The sequence below is a fragment of the Microcella sp. genome, from assembly GCF_025808395.1.
Lineage (GTDB): Bacteria > Actinomycetota > Actinomycetes > Actinomycetales > Microbacteriaceae > Microcella.
This window is the reverse complement of the sequence record NZ_CP075524.1, coordinates 957,208-976,493: the sequence shown is the minus strand read 5'-3', so window position 1 is coordinate 976,493 and position 19,286 is coordinate 957,208. Positions and strand designations below refer to the sequence as shown.

Below are 19,286 nucleotides of genomic sequence, written 5' to 3'. Positions count from 1 at the left end.
GCCGTGCGACTGCTCGACGACGACCCCGTGGTGGTGGCTCCGCGGCTGCTCGGCGCCGTGCTGCACGGCCGCGGTGTGAGCGTGCGGCTGACCGAGGTCGAGGCCTACCGCGGCGAGGGCGCCGACCCCGGCTCGCACGCCTTTCGCGGCCGCACCCCGCGCACCGAGCCGATGTTCGGCCCGGCCGGCACGATCTACGTCTACCTCAGCTACGGACTGCACCGCTGCCTCAACCTCGTCTGCGGCCCGGCGGGCGAGGCCGGGGCCGTGCTGCTGCGAGCGGGCGAGGTGATCGCGGGCGCCGAGCTCGCGCAGCAGCGCCGCGCGGCCGCGGCACCTCGCCGGGCGGGAGCCTGCGCATCCCGCACGATTCCCCATCGCGACCTCGCTCGCGGCCCCGCCCGCCTGGCGACTTCGCTCGGCATCGACCTGGCCGACAGCGGCGGGATGCTCGCCGCAGGCCCCCTGCGCCTCGAGCTCGGCGAGCCGCTGCCGCCCGAGCGCATCGCGTCAGGGCCGCGCGTGGGCGTGAGCGGCCCCGGCGGCACCGCAGAGTTCCCCTGGCGCTACTGGCTCGCGGGGGATTCCACGGTGTCGGTCTATCGCCCCGCCGTCACCAGATCGCGGTCGATCCCAGCACGATGAGGGCGCCGCACGCGCCCGCCCACAGCAGGCTCACGAGCGTGCCGATGATGAACCGTTCGGTGGCGGCGCCGGCGTCGAGGTCGCGGAAGCGCCCGAGGCCTTTGACGGCGATGAGGGCGGCGAGCAGCTCCCAGCGGGCGAAGAGCACGGCGGCGATGACGACGATGCGTTCGAGGTAGCCGATGGTGAGCCCGCCGCGCAGCACCTCTCGCGTGGTGGGCTTGGCCCGGGCGCTCGTGCCGGTCGACGCTTCGACGGGCACGATGATGCCGCCGTGCGCGCCGTCGGGTGCGCCGCCGCGCGTGGCTGCGGCGAGCACGAGGGTGACGACGGGGCCGCCGGCGACGACGCCGACGACGGCGAGCATGACGGCGATGAGAGGCGCGAAGACGCCGGGGGGCCGCGGCTCGAATCCGAGCAGCAGGGCGGCGGCTCCGACGGTCATGACGACGATCGCGGGCACGACGAGTCGGGGTCGAGCGGTCGCGGTGGCGAGCACGGCGAGGGCGGCGATGAGCAGCAGCAGTGCGGCGACGGCGCTCCAGGCGGGCAGGGCCATGAGTTCGGCGAGAAACGGCGGCAGCAGGGTCATGACTCGTCTCCGGTTGCGGTGGCGTCGCCGGTCGGCGTGGTGTCGACCGGGTCTTTCACCGTAGCCCCGACCTGCGTCACGATGCGAGTGAGCGCGCGGCGAGCATCCGAATCGATGCGCAGGGCGGCGGCGCGGGCTCGTTTGCTGGCCGCTTGCGGCGTGATGCCGAGCCGAGCGGCCGCCTCGGCCTGTGTGAGGCCGTCGTCGAGCAGGTCGTGCAGTTGCCAGCCGGGAGCGCTCCAGCGGGCGCGCTGGGTGAGCAGCAGGTCGACGAGGGCCGCCCAGTCGTGCACGGCGTCGGCGAGGGCGTCGGCGCCGACGGCGGCGAATCGCGTCGACCGGGTGGTCGCGCGCTCGACGGCGGCGCGTGCGGCGGTGAAGGCGCTGCCGCTCGCTTCGCGCACGCTCGTCGGCAACGGCCTGCGCACGGCGCCGATGCCGAGCCCGACCCGCCAGTGGGGCGAGCGCAGCAGGTGCAGCGCGGTCTCGAGCGCGGCGTCGGCGTCGGCGGTGAGGGCCTGCAGTTCGTCGCCCGCGGTGCGTTCGGGTGTGAGTGCGTAGTGGTCGCCGAACCGCTCGCCGAGGGTCTCGAGGGCGCCCGCGACGCGGTCGATGTCGTCGCGGCTGCCCACTTGGTCAGCGATGACCACGAACATGGCTCCCATAATCAACCCTCTCGGCATGATCTCTTGATGATCAAGCATACAAGGATGATTCGTCGAGCGGGGGTCGCCGCCGCTGATACGCTGACGCGGTGACCGCCGCACCCGTGACTGACGACTCGATCACCCTGACCCCCGCCCGCAACGACTCCACCTTCGAGACCGTGTGGGACGAGATCGTGTGGCGCGGGCTCGTGCACGTCTCGACCGACGAGACTGCCCTGAAAGAGGCTCTCGGCGGCGAGCCGATCACCTACTACTGCGGCTTCGACCCCACCGCGCCGAGCCTGCACCTCGGCAACCTCGTGCAATTGCTGCTCATGCGTCGGCTGCAGCTCGCCGGCCACCGGCCGCTCGCTCTCGTCGGGGGGTCGACGGGGCTCATCGGCGACCCTCGGCCCACCGCAGAGCGGCAGCTCAACACGCGCGAGACGGTGGCGGCCTGGGTCGAACGGCTGCAGGGCCAGGTCAGTCGTTTTCTGTCAGATGACGGCGCGAACGCCGTGCGTCTCGTCAACAATCTCGACTGGACGGCCGACCTCAGCGCGATCGACTTCTTGCGCGAGATCGGCAAGTACTACCGCGTCGGCACGATGCTGAAGAAAGACGCGGTCGCCGCGCGCCTCAACTCTGACGCCGGAATCTCGTACACCGAGTTCAGCTACCAGATTCTGCAGGGCTACGACTTTCTCGAGCTGCACCGGCAGCACGGCTGCGTGCTGCAGACGGGCGGCAGCGACCAGTGGGGCAACCTGACGAGCGGCACCGACCTCATCCACAAGGCAGAGGGCCGCAGCGTGCACGCCATCGGCACGCCGCTCATCACCAACAGCGACGGCACGAAGTTCGGCAAGAGCGAAGGCAACGCGATCTGGCTCGCCGCCGACATGTGCAGCCCCTTCGCGATGTACCAGTTCTGGCTCAACACCGACGACGCCGATGTCATCGACCGCTTGAAGGTCTTCACGTTCTTGTCGCGCGCCGAGATCGAGGCGTTCGCCGAGCTCGTCGAGACCGAGCCGTTCCGCCGCGCCGCGCAGAAGCGGCTGGCCCTCGAGGTGACGGGGCTCGTGCACGGAGCCGCAGCGGTCTCGGCCGCCATCGCTGCCTCTGAAGCGCTCTTCGGCCAGGGTGACCTTTCGGCGCTGGATGCTCAGACTCTCGCCGCCGCGATCGCCGAGCTCCCCAGTGCCGACGTCGCCGAGTCAGACACCGTCGTGCACGCGCTCGTGGCCACCGGCCTCTGCTCGAGCGCGGGCGAGGCTCGGCGCGCGATCGCGCAGGGCGGGGTCTCGCTCAACAACGTCAAGGTGTCGAGCGACGAGCAGACCCTCGAGGGCTCCGCGCTCGCCGGGCGGTGCGCCGTGCTGCGGCGCGGCAAGAAGACCCTCGCGGGCGTGCGCTTCTCGGGCAGCTAGCGCTCGGGCCGCGCGAGCACGCGCCCTGCCGCCTCCCTCACGCGCGCCACGGGGTCGTCGAGCAGCTCGACCACCGTCTGCCCGTCGACGGGCGGCTCGTGCCGCGCGATCACCTTGAGGGCCATCTCTCGCACGCGCCACGACTCATCGGCCAGCACAGCCGAGAGTGCCGGCACGGCGACGTCGTCGACTCCGATGTGCAGCAGCAGCCGCAGGCCCCACGTTCGGCTCCAGTACGGCCGCCATCCGCGCGTGCCTCCGAGCCACTCGATCGACGGGTGCTCGGCCGAATCGTCGCCCACCTCACCGAGCGCGAGCCCTGCTGCCCAGGCCTGCAACGCCGAGCGCGGCACCGAGTTCTGCAGCCGCAGCAGGCGATCTCGCAGCGGCAGGTCGGGCTCGGGGAGGTGGTCGATCACCCCTCGAGTATGGCGCGACACGCCCGGGATTCGGGCAAACTTGCTCCGAGTGCGGGCGAACCGTAATCTTCTAACTCGTCACCCCAAATGATGCGGCTCGCCGAGAGGCGGGGCTCAGCTCAAGCGGTGCACATCCTCCAAGACAGAGCAGCCACTTGCTGGTGCGCTCATCGCCAAGTAGGATGGTAAGTCCGCCGCCAAGATCGATCCAGTCGATCGGGCTCGGTTCACCGAGATCCCCGATTTGCCACGGGTCTCTCCGGCGGATATGTTAGGGAAGTTGCCCAGTTGCGACGGCTGAGAAGCCGAAGGTCTGGAGCGCCCGATCCTTGAGAACTCAACAGCGTGCACTAAGTCAATGCCAAACAACCTCGACGGATGGTCTCGATCATCCGTATGAGATTCCTTTGGATTGAAACAAGAATGTCAGTAGATATTCGAACTTCAGTCAGACAAACTCGTCCCTGCTCAGACCTCGGTCCGGCAGAGACACTAGATGTGCCGGCAGCCTTCGGGCCGCTGTGCAATCAAACATTTACGGAGAGTTTGATCCTGGCTCAGGACGAACGCTGGCGGCGTGCTTAACACATGCAAGTCGAACGATGAAGCCGGAGCTTGCTCTGGTGGATTAGTGGCGAACGGGTGAGTAACACGTGAGTAACCTGCCCTTGACTCTGGGATAAGCGTTGGAAACGACGTCTAATACCGGATACGAGCTGAGACCGCATGGTCATCAGCTGGAAAGAACTTCGGTCAAGGATGGACTCGCGGCCTATCAGTTAGTTGGTGAGGTAACGGCTCACCAAGACGACGACGGGTAGCCGGCCTGAGAGGGTGACCGGCCACACTGGGACTGAGACACGGCCCAGACTCCTACGGGAGGCAGCAGTGGGGAATATTGCACAATGGGCGCAAGCCTGATGCAGCAACGCCGCGTGAGGGACGACGGCCTTCGGGTTGTAAACCTCTTTTAGCAGGGAAGAAGCGAAAGTGACGGTACCTGCAGAAAAAGCACCGGCTAACTACGTGCCAGCAGCCGCGGTAATACGTAGGGTGCAAGCGTTGTCCGGAATTATTGGGCGTAAAGAGCTCGTAGGCGGTTTGTCGCGTCTGCTGTGAAAACGCGAGGCTCAACCTCGCGCCTGCAGTGGGTACGGGCAAACTAGAGTGCGGTAGGGGAGATTGGAATTCCTGGTGTAGCGGTGGAATGCGCAGATATCAGGAGGAACACCGATGGCGAAGGCAGATCTCTGGGCCGTAACTGACGCTGAGGAGCGAAAGCATGGGGAGCGAACAGGATTAGATACCCTGGTAGTCCATGCCGTAAACGTTGGGAACTAGATGTAGGGACCATTCCACGGTTTCTGTGTCGCAGCTAACGCATTAAGTTCCCCGCCTGGGGAGTACGGTCGCAAGACTAAAACTCAAAGGAATTGACGGGGGCCCGCACAAGCGGCGGAGCATGCGGATTAATTCGATGCAACGCGAAGAACCTTACCAAGGCTTGACATATACGAGAACGGGCTAGAAATAGTCAACTCTTTGGACACTCGTAAACAGGTGGTGCATGGTTGTCGTCAGCTCGTGTCGTGAGATGTTGGGTTAAGTCCCGCAACGAGCGCAACCCTCGTCCTATGTTGCCAGCACGTCATGGTGGGAACTCATGGGAGACTGCCGGGGTCAACTCGGAGGAAGGTGGGGATGACGTCAAATCATCATGCCCCTTATGTCTTGGGCTTCACGCATGCTACAATGGCCGGTACAAAGGGCTGCAATACCGCAAGGTGGAGCGAATCCCAAAAAGCCGGTCTCAGTTCGGATTGAGGTCTGCAACTCGACCTCATGAAGTTGGAGTCGCTAGTAATCGTGAATCAGCAACGTCACGGTGAATACGTTCCCGGGCCTTGTACACACCGCCCGTCAAGTCATGAAAGTCGGTAACACCCGAAGCCAGTGGCCCAACCGCAAGGAGGGAGCTGTCGAAGGTGGGATCGGTGATTAGGACTAAGTCGTAACAAGGTAGCCGTACCGGAAGGTGCGGCTGGATCACCTCCTTTCTAAGGAGCATCTGCTGCCTCGCTTCGGCGAGTGCAGCCAGAAGCCAGATCTGAGACTCTGTTCTCAGCTGGTAGCTCATGGGTGGAACATTGACTTTGGTGGCAGGCGAAAGCCGGCAGCTCAGTACGCCCTTCGGGGTTGGAAGCGCTGCCGACCAGAGCCGGCCACATGCACGCTGTTGGGTCCTGAGGGACCGGGCCTCGAGGGTGACCTCGAGACACGATTCCTCGGACCGCGGTCTGATCGACTAGAAAGCACCCTCCGGGGTCGTCGACAGAAGCGGTACCGACCGTATGTTGAGAACTACACAGTGGACGCGAGCATCTTAGAACTGAGATCGCAAGATCTCTTTTCTACGATCAACGTCTCGAAAGAGACATAGATCATTGGTCTGCGTTGGTTGCCCTCGGGCAGCAGACGCCGATCGATTCAAACTCATGTAGTCAAGTTTCTAAGAGCAAACGGTGGATGCCTTGGCATCTGGAGCCGAAGAAGGACGTAGCAATCTGCGATAAGCCTCGGGGAGCTGATAAGCGAGCTTTGAGCCGAGGATTTCCGAATGGGGAAACCCCGCTGGGCGTACTTGTGCGACCTAGTGACTCCCGCCTGAATATATAGGGCGGGTAGAGGGAACGTGGGGAAGTGAAACATCTCAGTACCCACAGGAAGAGAAAACAACCGTGATTCCGGTAGTAGTGGCGAGCGAACCCGGAAGAGGCTAAACCGATCATGTGTGATAGCCGGCAGGCGTTGCATGGTCGGGGTTGCGGGACTTTCCCGTAGATCTGCCGATCTACAAGGGTTACAGCGCGATATAGACGAATGGTCTTGAAAGGCCAGCCACAGAGGGTGCCAGCCCCGTAGTCGAAATGTCGTAATGGCCCGGAGAGTATCCCAAGTAGCACGGGGCCCGAGAAATCCCGTGTGAATCTGTCAGGACCACCTGATAAGCCTAAATACTCCCAGATGACCGATAGCGGACAAGTACCGTGAGGGAAAGGTGAAAAGTACCCCGGGAGGGGAGTGAAATAGTACCTGAAACCGTTTGCTTACAAACCGTCGGAGCAGCCCTAGCAGCTGTGACGGCGTGCCTTTTGAAGAATGAGCCTGCGAGTTAGCGATATGTGGCGAGGTTAACCCGAGAGGGGTAGCCGTAGCGAAAGCGAGTCTGAATAGGGCGATTCAGTCGCATGTCCTAGACCCGAAGCGAAGTGATCTATCCATGGCCAGGTTGAAGCGACGGTAAGACGTCGTGGAGGACCGAACCCACTTAGGTTGAAAACTGAGGGGATGAGCTGTGGATAGGGGTGAAAGGCCAATCAAACTTCGTGATAGCTGGTTCTCTCCGAAATGCATTTAGGTGCAGCGTTGCGTGTTTCTTGCCGGAGGTAGAGCTACTGGATGGCCGATGGGCCCCAAAAGGTTACTGACGTCAGCCAAACTCCGAATGCCGGTAAGTGAGAGCGCAGCAGTGAGACGGTGGGGGATAAGCTTCATCGTCGAGAGGGAAACAACCCAGACTACCGACTAAGGTCCCTAAGCGTGTGCTAAGTGGGAAAGGATGTGGAGTTGCACAGACAACCAGGAGGTTGGCTTAGAAGCAGCCACCCTTGAAAGAGTGCGTAATAGCTCACTGGTCAAGTGATTCCGCGCCGACAATGTAACGGGGCTCAAGCACACCACCGAAGTCGTAGGATTCGCATATTTGGTAGGCCTTCGTGGTCCAGCCGTGCGGATCGGTAGGAGAGCGTCGTGTGGCCAGCGAAGCGGCGGTGTGAACCAGCCGTGGAGGCCACACGAGTGAGAATGCAGGCATGAGTAGCGAAAGACGGGTGAGAAACCCGTCCTCCGAAAGACCAAGGGTTCCAGGGCCAGGTTAATCCGCCCTGGGTAAGTCGGGACCTAAGGCGAGGCCGACAGGCGTAGTCGATGGACAACGGGTTGATATTCCCGTACTGACGAAAAACCGCCCAAGCTAATCCAGTAATGCTAAGAGTCCGAATACCGGTGACCGATCCCTTCGGGGAGGAGCTCCGGGGCTAGCACTCGACCCTATGCTGGTGCGGCTAGCGTATTAACAGGTGTGACGCAGGAAGGTAGCTGAGCCGGGCGATGGTTGTCCCGGTGTAAGGATGTAGGGCGAGAGATAGGCAAATCCGTCTCTCACATAGCCTGAGATCCGATGCGTACCCCTCACGGGGGAAATCAGTGATCCTATGCTGCCAAGAAAAGCATCGACGCGAGGTTTTAGTCACCCGTACCCCAAACCGACTCAGGTGGTCAGGTAGAGAATACCAAGGAGATCGAGAGAATCGTGGTTAAGGAACTCGGCAAAATGCCCCCGTAACTTCGGGAGAAGGGGGGCCGGACTCGTGAAGGGATTTACTCCTGGAGCGATGAAGGCCGCAGAGACCAGTGGGAAGCGACTGTTTACTAAAAACACAGGTCCGTGCTAAGTCGCAAGACGATGTATACGGACTGACGCCTGCCCGGTGCTGGAAGGTTAAGAGGAGCGGTTAGCGTAAGCGAAGCTGCGAATTTAAGCCCCAGTAAACGGCGGTGGTAACTATAACCATCCTAAGGTAGCGAAATTCCTTGTCGGGTAAGTTCCGACCTGCACGAATGGCGTAACGACTTCCCAGCTGTCTCAACCGCGAACTCGGCGAAATTGCACTACGAGTAAAGATGCTCGTTACGCGCAGCAGGACGGAAAGACCCCGTGACCTTTACTACAGCTTGGTATTGGTGTTCGGTGTGGCTTGTGTAGGATAGGTGGGAGACTGTGAAGCTGGCACGCTAGTGTCGGTGGAGTCGTTGTTGAAATACCACTCTGGTCACTCTGGATATCTAACTTCGAACCGTAATCCGGTTCAGGGACAGTGCCTGGTGGGTAGTTTAACTGGGGCGGTTGCCTCCCAAAAAGTAACGGAGGCGCCCAAAGGTTCCCTCAACCTGGTTGGCAATCAGGTGTCGAGTGTAAGTGCACAAGGGAGCTTGACTGTGAGACTGACAGGTCGAGCAGGGACGAAAGTCGGGACTAGTGATCCGGCAGTGGCTTGTGGAAGCGCTGTCGCTCAACGGATAAAAGGTACCTCGGGGATAACAGGCTGATCTTGCCCAAGAGTCCATATCGACGGCATGGTTTGGCACCTCGATGTCGGCTCGTCGCATCCTGGGGCTGGAGTAGGTCCCAAGGGTTGGGCTGTTCGCCCATTAAAGCGGTACGCGAGCTGGGTTTAGAACGTCGTGAGACAGTTCGGTCCCTATCCGCTGCGCGCGTAGGAAGTTTGAGAGGATCTGACCCTAGTACGAGAGGACCGGGTTGGACGAACCTCTGGTGTGTCAGTTGTTCCGCCAGGAGCACCGCTGATTAGCTACGTTCGGGATGGATAACCGCTGAAAGCATCTAAGCGGGAAGCCGGCCTCAAGATGAGACTTCCATACCTTTTAGGTGAGAGGCTCCCAGCCAGATTACTGGGTTGATAGGCAGGATGTGGAAGAGGGGACTAAAGACCCTTGCAGCTGACCTGTACTAATAAGCCGATAACTTGACAACACCCTCTCTTTGAGAGATCTGAGTTTGTTGCTCGCGTCCACTTTGTGGTTCTCGATTTACGGTCGAGAACTACGCACAGATCCATGCTTATGCATGTCTGTCCGTAAACGATTGATAAATCAATAGTGTTTCGGCGGCCATAGCGAAGGGGAAACGCCCGGTTACATTCCGAACCCGGAAGCTAAGACCTTCTGCGCCGATGGTACTGCGAGGGAGACCTCGTGGGAGAGTAGGACACCGCCGGACTTCTTTGTGAGATGGCCACCCAGTGATGGGTGGCCATTTCGCGTTAACGAGCAGTTGTGAGCCTGAGGAGCACCCATGGCAGAGCGCCCGAACCGTCACAGTGATGGTGAACGACCGCGCCGCGACGGCACCGGGCCCCGCAAGGGTGCCCCCAAGCGCGATGGCGCCCCGAAGTGGGAGGGCGGCTCGAAGCGCGATGGCGCCCCGCAGCGCGATGGCGCCCCGCAGCGCGATGGCGCCCCGCGGCGTGACGGCGCCCCGAAGCGTGACGGCGCCCCGCGGCGCGACGGCGCAGGCTACCGCGGCGCGCGGCCTGCGGGCGGCTCGCGGCCTCCGCGCCCGAATCGACCTGAGGGCGACAACGATCGGCCGAGGCATGACGACCCGCCGATTCCTGACGACATCACGGGCAAAGAGCTCGACCGCATCGCGCGCAACGAGCTCAAGACGCTCGCGAAAGAGAACGCAGACCGCGTCGCGCAGCACCTCGTCATGGCTGCGGCGCTCATCGATGACGATCCGCAGCTCGCGCACAAGCACGCTCAGGCGGCGGCTCGTCGTGCTGGGCGCATCGCCGTCACTCGCGAGTCACTCGCCATCACCGCCTACGCCGTGGGTGACTTCGCGCTCGCACTGCGCGAACTGCGCACCTATCGACGCATCTCTGGGTCGAACGAGCAGCTGCCGCTCATGGTCGACTGCGAGCGCGGGCTCGGCCGGCCCGAGAAGGCGCTCGAGCTCGGCCGCTCGGTCGACCGACGCACGCTGAGCGTGCCCACTCGCGTCGAGCTCGCCATCGCCATGTCGGGTGCCCGACTCGACCTCGGCCAGCCACAGCAGGCTCTCGAAGAGCTCGAGATCTCGCAGCTCGACCCCACGACCGCTTTCAGCTACAGCCCCGCACTGTTCGACGCCTATGCCATCGTGCTCGACGAGCTCGGTCGCACCGACGAAGCCGAGGTGTGGGGCCGCCGCGCCGACATCGCTGCTGAAGCGCTCGCGGCGGCCGGAGCGACCGAGGGCGATGAGACGATCGAGATCATCGAACTCGACGACAGCGACGTGCTCGACTCTGTCACCGCGATCGATGAGCCCGAGATCGCCGAGCCCGAGCTCGAAGAACCCGAGGGCGACGATGCTCGGTAAGGCGCGCGCGACTCCGCTCACCGGTCGAGACGCCCTCCTGCTCGACCTCGATGGCGTCGTCTACACCGGCCCTGGTGCGATCGAGCACGCCGTCGAGAGCATCAACCGCGCAGCTCGGTCGATGCGCGTGGGGTACATCACGAACAACGCCTCGCGCACCGACGAGCAGGTCGCCGAGCACTTGCGCGAGCTCGGGCTCGATGTCTCCGCGAACGATGTGGTGACGAGCCCGCAAGCAGCGGTGCGCGTGCTCGCCACGCTCGTGGCACCGGGTGCGCGCATCCTCGTCGTCGGTGGCGACGGCATCGTCACCGAACTCGAAGCCGCAGGGTTCTCGGTCACCCGCTCGGCCGATGACGCTCCAGACGCCGTCGTGCAGGGTTTCGCCCCCCACGTCGGGTGGGAGCAACTGGCAGAGGCGTCGTTCGCGCTGCACACCGGTATTCCGTGGGTGGCGACGAACACCGACTGGACCATTCCGGTGGCGCGCGGCATCGCGCCGGGCAACGGCACGCTCGTGTCGGCCGTGCACTTGGCGGTGGGGCGGCTGCCGGTCTTCGCCGGCAAGCCCGAAGCGGCGATCTTCGAGGTCGCGACCGAGCGCTTCGCGGCCCAGAACCCGCTCGTCGTGGGCGACCGCCTCGACACCGACATCATGGGCGGCAAGCGCGCGGGGCACGCGACGGCTCTCGTGCTCACCGGCATCGACCGCGCCAAGCAGGTGCTCGCGGCGCCCCCCACGATGCAGCCCGACTACATTCTCGGCGATCTGCGCGAGCTCTTCGAGCCGTACCCGGCGGTGGCGAGCGAGGTCGACGCCGACGGTGTGCGCACCGTGACCGTGGGCAAGTCTGTCGTGCGCATGAAGCAGCACGTCGTGCGCGTCGCACGCGCGGGCAACGATGAGCTCGACCTGCTGCGCGCGGGGGCCGCCGCCATCTACGCCTCGGGCCTGCAGATCTACGGGCTCGACGTCGACGAGCAGCTCATGCACCTCGCGGTAGTCTCGTGACCATGAGCGAGCCAGACGCGGTGACGGCGCCAGACGACGCGCTGCTGTCGCGCCTCGCGCTCATCGATGAGCGCCCGCTCGCCGACCGCGCCGAAGCGTATCGGCACCTGCACGACGAGTTGCGCACCCAGCTCGAGTCTGCTGACGGCGACGCCGGCCACTCGGCATGAGCGTCGTGGCGTTCGCATCGTGAACGATCGCGCCGCCACCCTGCGACTCGATGTGGCGCTCGTCGAGCGGGGTCTCGCGCGTTCGCGCACCACGGCACGCGCCGCCATCGAACAGGGGCGAGTGTCGGTCGACGGGCGCGCGGTCGTGAAACCGGCGGCCCCCGTGGCACCGGATGCCCGGCTCGAGGTCGACGGAGACGATCGGTATGTCAGCCGTGCCGCTCTCAAGCTCGCGGCCGCACTCGATGCGGCCTCGCTCGACGTGAGCGGCCTACTCGCCCTCGACCTCGGCGCCTCGACGGGCGGCTTCACGCAAGTGCTGCTCGAACGCGGAGCCCGACGGGTGATCGCGCTCGACGTCGGGCACGGTCAGCTCGACCCCGCCCTGCGCGCCGACTCCCGAGTGGTGGTCGTCGAGGGTGAGAACGCTCGCGCGCTCACGGTCGATCGACTCGCCGAGGTGAGCGGCGGCGCCGTGTCGGCGGCCGAGCCCATCGGCATCGTCGTGGCAGACCTGAGCTTCATCTCCGTCACGCTCGTGCTGCCCGCGATCGTCGACACCGTCGGCACCGATGTGCCGCTCGTCGTGCTGATCAAGCCGCAGTTCGAGGCCGGGCGGCAGGGCATCCGTGAAGGAATCGTGCGAGACGCAGGAGTGCGCGACGACGCGATCATGGCGGTGCTGTGGGCGGCGTCAGATCTGGGTCTGCTGGCAAGCGAGCTGATCTCCTCCCCGATTGTCGGAACCTCGGGCAATCATGAGTATCTGGCGGTCTTCAGGCCGGGTGCCGGGGTGCATCCGACAGAATGGAGGGGCCGCGCCGAAGCCCTCGCGCGCGCCCTGCCCGGCTCCACCACCGACAGCAGCCCGACCGACAGCAGCCAGGAGGCCCCCTCGTGACCGAACGGCACATTCTCGTCGTCGCCCACACGGGCCGCGACGAGTCGCTCGACGCCGCCGTGCGGGTCGTGCACCTGCTGCGCGAGGCCGGGGTCACGCCCGTGGTGCCCGCCGAATCGCTCGACGACCTTCGCGACGCCGCGGGCGACGGCACTCTGAGCGTGCTGCACCATGACGTGGGCGTGGGCGACATCGAACTGGTCATCGTGCTCGGCGGCGATGGCACCATCTTGCGCGCGGCCGAGGTGTCGCGCGGCGGCTCGGCGCCACTCTTGGGCGTCAACCTCGGTCATGTCGGCTTTCTCGCCGAGAGCGAGCGCGACGACCTCGCGTCGGCGGTCGAGCGGGCGCTCGAGCGCGACTACCTCGTCGAAGAGCGCATGACGCTGTCGGTGCGCGTCAAGCTCGGCAGCGAGGTCGTGTACGAGACGTGGGCGCTCAACGAGGCGACGGTCGAGAAGGCGAGTCGCGAGCGCATGCTCGAAGTCGTCATCGAGGTCGACGGCCGGCCGCTGTCGAGCTTCGGGTGCGATGGCGTGGTCATGTCGACTCCCACCGGGTCGACGGCGTACGCCTTCTCGGCGGGCGGGCCCGTCGTGTGGCCGAGCCTCGATGCCCTGCTGATGGTGCCCCTGAGCGCGCACGCACTCTTCGCGCGGCCCATCGTCATCGGCCCCGGCAGCTCGCTCGCCGTCGAGGTGCTCGACCGCACGCAAGGTGTGGGCGTGCTCTGGTGCGACGGGCGCCGAACCTTCGACTTGCCTCGGGGCGCGAGGGTCGTCGCGCGTCGCTCGTCGACGCCGGTGCGGCTGGCGCGGCTGCACCCCGGGCCGTTCACCGACCGACTGGTCAACAAGTTCGCGTTGCCCGTGCACGGCTGGCGCGGGCCCGTCGACGACGAAGGGCGTGCACCGTGATCGAAGAGATCTCCATTCGCAATCTGGGGGTCATCGGTGAGGCGCGGCTGCCGCTCGGCCCCGGCTTCACGGCGCTCACGGGCGAGACGGGCGCAGGCAAGACGATGGTCGTGACCGCCCTGGGGCTGCTGCTCGGCGATCGCGCCGACACGGGGGCGATTCGCTCGGGCTCGGGCCAGGCTCTCGTCGAAGGCCACTGGCACGTCGACGAGCGCGGCGCCGTCGCCGACCGGGTGCGCGACGCCGGGGGAGACCTCGACGGCGGAGCCCTCATTCTCAGTCGCTCGATCTCGGGCGAAGGCCGTTCGCGAGCCGTCGTCGGAGGGCGGTCGACACCGGTCGGCGTGCTCAACGAGATCGGGCAGCAGCTCGTCGTCGTGCACGGTCAGAGCGACCAGGTGCGCTTGAAGTCGGCGACCGCCCAGCGCGAAGCGCTCGACCGCTTCGCCGGCCCAGAGCTGCAGCAGGTGCTCGGCGACTACCGCGAGGTCTTTCAACGGTGGAACGACGCTCAAGCCGAGCTCGACGTGCTCATCGCCGACCGAGACCGGCGGGCGCGCGAAGCCGACGAGCTGCGGCTCGCGATGACCGAGATCGAGGCGGCCGCGCCCCGACGCGGCGAAGACGTCGAGCTCGCCGAGCGCGCCGACCGCCTCACCAACCTCGAAGACCTGCGGCTCGCGGCTGCTCAAGCGCACGAGCTCATCTCGAGCGAGAGCCTCGACGAGGCGCGCGACGCCCTTGCGCTCATCGAGAGCGCGCGGCGCACCGTCGACCGCGTGGCGGCGCACGACCCCGAGCTCGTGCCCATCGTCGATGCGATCGCCAACGCCGGGTTCGTCGTCGGCGAGCTCGCCACGCAGCTGTCGTCGTACCTCGCCTCGCTCGACAGCGACGGGGGCCGCGAGCTCGAGACGGTGCAGCAGCGACGGGCCGAACTGAGCGTGCTCATGCGCAAGTACGGCCCCACCCTCGACGAGGTCATCGACTACCTCGATTCGGGCAGCACCCGGCTGCTCGAGCTCGACCACGACAATGACCGCATCGACGCGCTGCGGGCCGAGGTCGACGCCGATCGAGCCCGAGTCATGTCGCTCGCCGATCGTGTGAGCGATCTGCGGCGGGTGGCGGGCATCCGCCTCTCTGAGCGCGTCACCGGTGAGTTGGCGGCGCTCGCGATGGGCGCCGCGCGCATCACCGTCGAGGTGACGCCACGCGACGAATACACCGCGAGCGGGCGCGACCAGGTGGCCATTCTGCTGCAGCCGCACCCCGGCGCCGAGCCGCGCGCTCTCGGTCGAGGCGCATCGGGCGGCGAGCTCTCGCGCGTCATGCTCGCGCTCGAAGTGGTCATCGCCGCCACAGACCCGGTGCCGACTTTCGTCTTCGACGAGGTCGATGCGGGTGTCGGCGGCGCGAGCGCCATCGAGATCGGTCGCAGACTCGCCCGCCTCGCCCAGTCGGCGCAAGTGATCGTCGTCACCCACTTGGCGCAAGTGGCGGCGTTCGCCACCAACCACTTGAGCGTCGTGAAAGACAGCGACGGCTCGGTGACGGCGTCGAGCGTGCGGCAGTTGACCGGAGACGACCGCATCGCCGAGATGGCGCGACTGCTGAGCGGGCTGCCCGACAGCGAGTCGGGCCTCACCCACGCGCGCGAACTCGTCGAGACGGCCCGCGAGCTCGTCGGAGGGTAGAGCCGCACGCCCGAGGGCGCGCGCCGCCGACGGTGGGGGTCAGCGACCTCAGCCGTTGTCGCGAATCGGCACCGTCACGGTCGTCGACTCGTCGCCGCCGCGCCCCTCGAAGGTGATCTCGAGCTGCATGGCGCCGAAGCTGATGCCGTCGGGGGTCGTGAACACGTGGCTCGTCGGCGCGAAGTCGGCCGTGCAGACCTCGCCGGCGGGCGGGGCGAACGTCAGCATCATGAGCGCGGCCGACTCCACCTCGAGCGAGGTCGGAATCGGCGGGCAGCTCGACGAGCCCCAGGTGACCACCGTGAGGGTCACGCGGTTGTCTGTCCAGAGGGCGACCGGCTGCTCGCCCATCTGCTCGTCGTCGGCGAGCGTGACGCCGGCGGGCAGGCCGCGCACGGTCTCGGCGGCGATCGACTGGGGGGCCGAGCATCCGGCCAGAACGAGCGCCGCTGCGCTCGCGAGAACGACGCTCGTGATGAGGCGTCGAGAGGGCAGCAGACCGTGATGAGTACTCATGCGCTGAGCGTACGCCGCCGACGACCCGCGCGTCGAGAGGCGCCGTGGGCGCGGTGAGATACTCTTGAACCCCGTGGTGGACTCTTCTGAGACAGGTTCTGGCGGGCACGACGGCGAACGGCGCGTCACGAAGCACATCTTCGTCACCGGAGGCGTCGTCTCGTCTCTCGGCAAAGGGCTCACGGCCGCCAGCCTCGGCAATCTGCTGACCGCGCGGGGCCTGCGCGTCGTCATGCAGAAGCTCGACCCCTACTTGAACGTCGACCCCGGCACGATGAACCCCTTTCAGCACGGCGAGGTGTTCGTCACCGACGACGGCGCCGAGACTGACCTCGACATCGGCCACTACGAGCGCTTTCTCGACATCAACCTCGATCAGGCCGCCAACGTCACGACCGGCCAGATCTACTCTGACGTCATCGCCCGCGAACGCCGGGGCGAGTACCTGGGCGACACGGTGCAGGTGATTCCGCACATCACCGACGAGATCAAACGGCGCATGCGCCTGCAGTCGCACGACGAACCACAGCCCGACGTCATCATCACCGAGGTCGGCGGCACCGTCGGCGACATCGAGTCGCAGCCGTTCATCGAGGCTGCGCGTCAGGTGCGCCACGAGCTCAGCCGGCGCAACGTGTTCTTCGTGCACGTCTCGCTCGTGCCGTACATGGGCGCGAGCGGCGAACAGAAGACCAAGCCGACGCAGCACTCGGTGGCGGCGCTGCGCTCGATCGGCATCCAGCCCGACGCCCTCGTGCTGCGCAGCGACCGGCCCGTCTCGAGCGCCAACCGTCGAAAGATCGCGCTGATGTGCGACGTCGACGAGGCCGCTGTCGTCAATGCGGTGGATGTTCCCTCGATCTACGACATCCCCTCGATGCTGCACAGCCAAGGCCTCGACAGCTACATCATCGACCAGCTCGATCTGCGCGCCGGCGAAGTGCAGTGGGATCGTTGGAAAGACCTGCTCACCGCCGTGCACGAGCCCAAGCGCGAGGTGACTATTGGCCTCGTGGGCAAATACATCGACCTGCCCGACGCCTACCTGAGCGTCACCGAGGCACTGCGCGCTGGCGGGTTCGCCCACCAGGCGAAGGTGCACATTCGCTGGATCGCGAGCGACGAGTGCGAGACGCCAGAGGGTGCGGCGAAGAACCTTGCCGACCTCGACGGCATCTGCGTGCCCGGCGGCTTCGGCGTGCGCGGCATCGAGGGCAAGCTCGGGGCGCTGACGTTCGCTCGCGAGAACCGCATTCCCGTGCTCGGGTTGTGCCTGGGCCTGCAGTGCATGGTCATCGAGTTCGCGCGGTCGGTCGCCGGGCTGCCGACCGCCTCGAGCAGCGAGTTCGACCCCGACACCGAGTACCCGGTCATCGCGACCATGGCCGAGCAGGTCGACATCATCGCCGGAGGAGACCTGGGCGGAACGATGCGACTCGGCCTCTACGAGGCCGCACTCGCCCCCGGGTCGATCGTCGAAGAGCTGTACGGCGCTTCCGTCTCGCACGAGCGCCACCGCCACCGCTATGAGGTGAACAACGCCTACCGCGAGCAGATCGCCGCGGCGGGCCTGCACTTCTCGGGCACGAGCCCCGACGGCACCCTCGTGGAATATGTCGAGCTGCCGCGCGAGGTGCACCCGTTCTATGTCGCCACCCAGGCGCACCCCGAACTGCGCTCGCGCCCCACGAACGCGCACCCGCTGTTTCGCGGGCTCGTCGGCGCTGCACTCGACCGCCAGCGCGCCTCGAAGTTGTTCGACGACGAGACCGGCGAAGTGGTCACCGTCGACGCGGGTCAGAGCGCGAGCGCGTGAACGAGCCTGACCTTTCAGCGTCGCTGCGCGACGAGGCCTTCAGCGTCGAGGTGCTCGCGAGCGATGTGGCGTTCGACGGTGCCGTGTGGGATATCCGCCGCGAGCGGTTCGCCTACGGCGAGGGCACGCTGACCCGTGAGTTCATGGAGCATCCCGGCGCGGTGGCCGTGCTGGCCGTCGATGCCGATGATCGTGTCTTGAGCATCCAGCAGTATCGTCACCCGATTCAGATGCGCAACTGGGAGCTTCCGGCGGGCCTGCTCGACGTCGACGGCGAGCCGCCCCTCGAGGCCGCGCAGCGTGAGCTCGCCGAAGAGGCCGACCTGGTGGCGGATGACTGGCAGCCGCTCATCACGCTGCACACTTCGCCGGGCGGGTCTGACGAGGTCATTCACGTGTTCCGTGCGACAGGCCTGTCGGCGGCGCCCGAGGCGTTCGCGCGCGACTCTGAAGAGGCCGACATCGTGCTGCGGTGGGTCGCCCTCGATGAGGCAGTGGATGCTGCGCTCACCGGCCGCGTGCACAACGGCATCTTCTTGGCCGCAGTGCTCGCCGAGCACGCTCGTCGAACTCGAGGCTGACCGTGGCTGCGCTCGAAGCGGCGGCCGAGCGGTATCTGCGGCACGTGGCGCTCGAGCGCGGGCGCTCACCGCACACGGTGTCGGCGTATCGCCGCGACCTCGGCCGATACCTGACGCACCTCGCCGGGCGCGGCATCGACGACCCGGCGGCGATCGCCGAAGCCGATGTGTCGGCGTTCGTCGCCGCCGTGCGCGAGCCCGATGACGGCTCGGCGGGGGTGAGCGCGTCGAGTGCCGCGCGCATGCTGTCGAGTGTGCGCGGCTGGCACAGGTTTCTCGCTGAGGAGGGTCTGGCGCCGCGCGATGTCGCGGCCGAGCAGCGCCCGCCGAAGCAGCCGAAGCGCTTGCCGAAGGCGATCTCGATCGACGAGGTCGAGCGCTTGCTCGAGGCCTGCAGCGGCGATGAGCCGATCGCGCTGCGCGACCGCGCTCTGCTCGAACTGCTCTACGCGACCGGCGCCCGTGTGAGTGAGGCGGTCGACCTCAACGTCGACGATGTCATGGGCGAGGGTGGGGCCACTGCCGAGTCGGTGCGCCTGTTCGGCAAGGGGCGCAAGCAGCGCATGGTTCCGCTCGGGCGGTATGCGCGCGAGGCGCTCGATGCATACCTCGTGCGGGCGCGGCCGCTGCTGTCTCCGCGTGGGCGGGCGACTCCTGCGCTGTTCTTGGGCGCGCGCGGGGCCCGGTTGTCGCGGCAGAGCGTGTGGTTGGTGATTCGGGATGCTGCGCTCAAGGCTCAGCTCACCACCGAGCTTTCGCCGCACACGTTGCGGCACTCGTTCGCCACCCATTTGCTCGAGGGCGGAGCCGACGTGCGCGTCGTGCAAGAGCTGCTCGGCCACGCGTCGGTCGCGACGACGCAGCTCTACACGCTTGTGACGGCAGATGCTGTGCGCGAGGCGTGGGCCACGGCGCACCCGCGCGCCCTGTAGTC

15 protein-coding genes and 3 rRNA genes are annotated in these 19,286 nt (G+C 65.9%); 14 read left to right on the top strand and 4 right to left on the bottom strand.

The window, feature by feature from the left end; all coding sequences use genetic code 11:
• Positions 1-3 precede the first annotated feature (3 nt).
• Complete coding sequence (locus tag KIT89_RS04805; protein ID WP_297603484.1) at positions 4-645, top strand: DNA-3-methyladenine glycosylase; 642 nt, start codon at positions 4-6, stop codon at positions 643-645.
• Here KIT89_RS04805 and KIT89_RS04800 read toward each other — a convergent pair.
• Together KIT89_RS04800 and KIT89_RS04795 are read right to left on the bottom strand one after the other, a co-directional pair.
• On the bottom strand, positions 614-1,237 hold the full coding sequence (locus KIT89_RS04800; protein WP_297603483.1) for a hypothetical protein: 624 nt from the start codon (positions 1,235-1,237) through the stop codon (positions 614-616). The genes KIT89_RS04805 and KIT89_RS04800 overlap by 32 nt on opposite strands.
• Complete coding sequence (locus KIT89_RS04795; protein ID WP_297603482.1) at positions 1,234-1,941, bottom strand: DNA-binding protein; 708 nt, start codon at positions 1,939-1,941, stop codon at positions 1,234-1,236. The genes KIT89_RS04800 and KIT89_RS04795 overlap by 4 nt, the downstream gene beginning before the upstream one ends.
• 50 nt (positions 1,942-1,991) lie before the next feature.
• On the opposite strand from KIT89_RS04795, the gene tyrS reads away from it, so the two are divergent.
• Positions 1,992-3,317, top strand: a complete 1,326-nt coding sequence (tyrS, locus tag KIT89_RS04790) for a tyrosine--tRNA ligase (RefSeq protein WP_297603481.1) — start codon at positions 1,992-1,994, stop codon at positions 3,315-3,317.
• Here tyrS and KIT89_RS04785 read toward each other — a convergent pair.
• A complete protein-coding gene (locus KIT89_RS04785; protein WP_297603480.1) occupies positions 3,314-3,736 on the bottom strand; it encodes a HEAT repeat domain-containing protein in 423 nt (140 codons plus the stop codon). The two genes, tyrS and KIT89_RS04785, sit on opposite strands and share 4 nt — an antisense overlap.
• A 534-nt stretch (positions 3,737-4,270) precedes the next feature.
• On the opposite strand from KIT89_RS04785, the gene KIT89_RS04780 reads away from it, so the two are divergent.
• The 9 genes from KIT89_RS04780 to recN all read left to right on the top strand — a co-directional run bounded on the left by KIT89_RS04780 (position 4,271) and on the right by recN (position 15,439).
• A 16S ribosomal RNA gene (locus KIT89_RS04780) occupies positions 4,271-5,793 on the top strand.
• A gap of 442 nt (positions 5,794-6,235) precedes the next feature.
• Positions 6,236-9,350, top strand: a 23S ribosomal RNA gene (locus KIT89_RS04775).
• Between the two features lie 129 nt (positions 9,351-9,479).
• Positions 9,480-9,596: ribosomal RNA gene (gene rrf, locus KIT89_RS04770) — 5S ribosomal RNA — on the top strand.
• The 16S, 23S and 5S rRNA genes sit together here, the layout of an rRNA operon.
• Positions 9,597-9,671: 75 nt before the next feature.
• Positions 9,672-10,742, top strand: a complete 1,071-nt coding sequence (locus KIT89_RS04765) for a hypothetical protein (RefSeq protein ID WP_297603478.1) — start codon at positions 9,672-9,674, stop codon at positions 10,740-10,742.
• Positions 10,732-11,754 (top strand): HAD-IIA family hydrolase, encoded by a 1,023-nt coding sequence (locus KIT89_RS04760; RefSeq protein WP_297603477.1) that lies wholly within the window; start codon positions 10,732-10,734, stop codon positions 11,752-11,754. Before KIT89_RS04765 ends, KIT89_RS04760 begins: the two co-directional genes overlap by 11 nt.
• 2 nt (positions 11,755-11,756) lie before the next feature.
• Positions 11,757-11,924, top strand: a complete 168-nt coding sequence (locus KIT89_RS04755) for a hypothetical protein (RefSeq protein WP_297603476.1) — start codon at positions 11,757-11,759, stop codon at positions 11,922-11,924.
• Between the two features lie 19 nt (positions 11,925-11,943).
• Positions 11,944-12,825 (top strand): TlyA family RNA methyltransferase, encoded by an 882-nt coding sequence (locus tag KIT89_RS04750; RefSeq protein WP_297603475.1) that lies wholly within the window; start codon positions 11,944-11,946, stop codon positions 12,823-12,825.
• Positions 12,822-13,742, top strand: coding sequence for an NAD kinase (locus KIT89_RS04745; protein ID WP_297603474.1), 921 nt, complete (start codon positions 12,822-12,824; stop codon positions 13,740-13,742). Before KIT89_RS04750 ends, KIT89_RS04745 begins: the two co-directional genes overlap by 4 nt.
• Entirely contained in the window at positions 13,739-15,439 is a 1,701-nt protein-coding gene (gene recN / locus KIT89_RS04740) for a DNA repair protein RecN (protein ID WP_297603473.1), read from the top strand. Before KIT89_RS04745 ends, recN begins: the two co-directional genes overlap by 4 nt.
• 48 nt (positions 15,440-15,487) lie before the next feature.
• Here the strand turns inward: recN and KIT89_RS04735 are convergent, their stop codons facing one another.
• A complete protein-coding gene (locus KIT89_RS04735; protein ID WP_297603471.1) occupies positions 15,488-15,955 on the bottom strand; it encodes a hypothetical protein in 468 nt (155 codons plus the stop codon).
• Between the two features lie 73 nt (positions 15,956-16,028).
• Between KIT89_RS04735 and KIT89_RS04730 the strand changes: the two genes are divergently transcribed.
• From KIT89_RS04730 to xerD, 3 genes are read left to right on the top strand one after another with little or no spacing between them, the layout of a single operon-like run.
• Complete coding sequence (locus KIT89_RS04730; protein ID WP_297603470.1) at positions 16,029-17,771, top strand: CTP synthase; 1,743 nt, start codon at positions 16,029-16,031, stop codon at positions 17,769-17,771.
• Complete coding sequence (locus KIT89_RS04725) at positions 17,768-18,352, top strand: NUDIX hydrolase (protein WP_297603469.1); 585 nt, start codon at positions 17,768-17,770, stop codon at positions 18,350-18,352. Before KIT89_RS04730 ends, KIT89_RS04725 begins: the two co-directional genes overlap by 4 nt.
• The gene (xerD, locus tag KIT89_RS04720; RefSeq protein WP_297603904.1) at positions 18,349-19,284 is read left to right on the top strand and encodes a site-specific tyrosine recombinase XerD; all 936 of its coding nucleotides are present in this window, start codon (positions 18,349-18,351) and stop codon (positions 19,282-19,284) included. The genes KIT89_RS04725 and xerD overlap by 4 nt, the downstream gene beginning before the upstream one ends.
• Positions 19,285-19,286 lie beyond the last annotated feature (2 nt).